This window comes from Cellulomonas citrea, from assembly GCF_009829685.1.
GTDB lineage: Bacteria > Actinomycetota > Actinomycetes > Actinomycetales > Cellulomonadaceae > Cellulomonas > Cellulomonas citrea.
Genome location: NZ_VWSD01000241.1, coordinates 1 through 2,648, shown reverse-complemented (window position 1 = coordinate 2,648; position 2,648 = coordinate 1). Strand labels below are relative to the sequence as shown.

2 protein-coding genes are annotated in these 2,648 nt (G+C 77.4%); both read right to left on the bottom strand.

Features of this window, described 5'->3' with window-relative positions; all coding sequences use genetic code 11:
* On the bottom strand, positions 1 to 882 hold an 882-nt coding region (locus tag F2B26_RS15635), incomplete at its 3' end, for a DUF5684 domain-containing protein (protein ID WP_235929714.1).
* On the bottom strand, positions 879 to 2,648 hold a 1,770-nt coding region (locus tag F2B26_RS15630; protein ID WP_159810926.1), incomplete at its 5' end, for a transglutaminase-like domain-containing protein. The genes F2B26_RS15635 and F2B26_RS15630, both read right to left, overlap by 4 nt.

Sequence of the window (2,648 nt, the reverse complement as noted above, 5' to 3'; positions counted from 1 at the left end):
GGGCGGCGCCGCCGGTACGGGCACGGCAGGTGCCGAAGCGGGCGGTACCGGCGCAACCGGTGGCGCCGGTGCGGCAGCCGGGGCAGGCACCGTCGGCGGCGCGACGGGCGGCACGGGCGCGGGGGCCGACCAGGCCGTCGGCGCCGCGACCGGAGCATCCGGCGGCGGGAGCACCGGGTTGTCGGGGACGCCCCAGACCGGTGCGGTCCAGCCGGGCGCAGACGCCTCGGCGGGCGGGAGCACCGGGGTAGCAGGCATCGGGAGCACCGGACCGACCGGGGCCTGGGGCACAGGCGCGACCGGGACCTGCACCATCGGCGGGGCCGGGGCCGGTTCGCCGGCAGGTGCCCACGGCGAGAGCGCCGGCGCGGTGCGCGGCACGTCGACGACGACCGGCTGTGCCCCGGCCCACAGCGGCATCTCGGACTCGTCGACCAGCGGACCGGTGGGCGCGGCCAGCCCCGTCGGCGAGGCCACCCGCGGCGCGAGGTCCTGCTCGGGCATCGCCCGCGACCAGCCGAGCAGGCTCGCCCACACCGGCGGCACCAGCAGCGCGAGCACCGTCGCGCCCGCCCCCCGGCCCAGCCGCACGGTGATCCGGTGCGCGGCCACGACGTGCAGGTACAGGCCGTAGAGCGCCACGACCGGCACGAAGAAGTACACGACCGACCACCCGGGCACCCCACCGCGCTCGAGCAGCTCCATCTCGTTGAGCACCGGGACCCAGGCGCGCCACCCCGGCGCACCGAGCCTGCGCAGCACCGCCGCCAGCGCCGCCGCGTACCAGCAGTACACCGCGGCACCCAGCACCAGCCCGACCAGCGTGAGGACGGCGACCGTGGCCGCCGACCCGTCCGGGCTCGCCGACTGGACCAGGCTCATGACGACTCCTTCGACGACGACGTGACCCGCGACGGGCCCCGCCACGGGGACGACAACGCACGCAGCAACGACCGGGGGCTCACGGCCGCCAGCACCCGACGCCAGGGGGCCACCTGCACCCCGAGCGCGGCCAGGTCCTCGGCGGCCAGGCCCCACGCCTCGTGCTGGACCTGCTCGTCGGGCGGGACCTGCGCATAGACCGACTCGTCGACCAGCACGGCGAGCGCCGTCGCGGTCGGACGTCCCGAGGCCGAGGCGGCCGCGGCGCGCGTCGGCCCCTGCAACGGCACCCCCAGGTCGAGGCAGCGGTCGGCCAGCTCCGACCAGGCGCCGACCACGGCGACCTCGGGCACCCGCGCCCGTCGTCGCGCACGGCGCCGCAGGACCTTGGTGAGCGGGACCGCGAGCACCGGCGCCACCAGCAGGCCGAGCCCGGCCAGGGTGAGGCCCGCGATCTGCAGCACCCGCGCCCAGCGCCGCGAGGCAGCGTCGGCGCGCTCCTGCTCCGCGGTCCGGTCACCCGACCCGTGGTCGGCCGAGTCCGGCGGCTGGACCACCTTCGGGTCCGGCTGGCGCACCCGGGTGGGGTTGGACGGCGGCTCCTGCCCCTGCACCACCGGACGCGGCGGCGTGGCGACCTGCGGGTCCACGTCCATCGCCACCCAGGTGCCGCCGGGCGACCGCACCTCGACCCAGGCCGCCATGTCGGCGCCCGTGCACACGTCGGTGCACACCGCCTCACCCGCGGTGCCGTCCCCACGCAGGCGGAAGCCGAGCACCACCCGCGACTCGAACCCCAGGTCGCGCGCGAGCAGCGCGACAGCGGTGGCGAACTGCTCGTCGTCGCCGACGGCCGCCACCAGCGCGGCGTCCGACGCACCGGGACCGACGGCGTCCTGCTGCTGGTTGAGCGAGGCGAACAGGTCCTCGACCCGGGCCGTGGAGTGCCCGGCGTAGCTGGGCACGAACGTGGCGCCGGTGCCCAGCGCGGCGAGCCAGCCCTGGGCGTCCTGCGCCGTCACCGAGTGGCTGAGGTATCCACGGGCCCGCAGCAGCGCCACGAGCTGGGTCAGGCCGTCGGCGGTCCGCGGCTGCCCCTGGGCCTTCACCCAGGCGGTGAGCTGCGGGTAGTCCGCCGGGTCGATCCCGGCGGTGTCGGCCGGCTCGCCGAGGGTGGCACCCGACGGGGTGTCGGCCGCTGCGACGTAGCGGTCCCCGGCCTGCACCCCCGCCTGGCCGACACCTAGCGTCGCGACGTCGATCGCCGCACCCGTGCCCGAGGACACGTAGAACGCGGCCGCGAGCTGGTCCGCCCGCGCACCGGTGAACGACGGTGCCACGACCAGACCGTCGGGGACGGGCAACCAGATGCCCGCCAGACCCGGGCCGACCGTCACCGTCACCCGGCTCGCGGCCCCCGGTGCCGAGCTGCGGGGCAGCCGGACGAACTCCCCGTCCGGCCCGCTGGTCGAGGAGGTGAAGTGCACGCCGTCGTAGCTGTCGAGCACCGCCATCCGCAACCGGTCGACCGGCGCCCCGCTCACCTGGACCGACAGCAGCTGCGCGGTGGCGCTCTGCGGGCCGAACCACGAGCGGTACCCGTCCAGCGGACTGGTCTGCGCCTGGACCGCGAGCACCGGCTCGGCGCCCTCGCGCAGCGTGTGCCGGGCGGCGGCCTGCGTCACCTGCGGCGCGACCAGCACCCCGGCGAGCAGCGCGAGCCCCACCATCGCCACGGCCAGCACCGGTGGCACGGCCACGCCCCG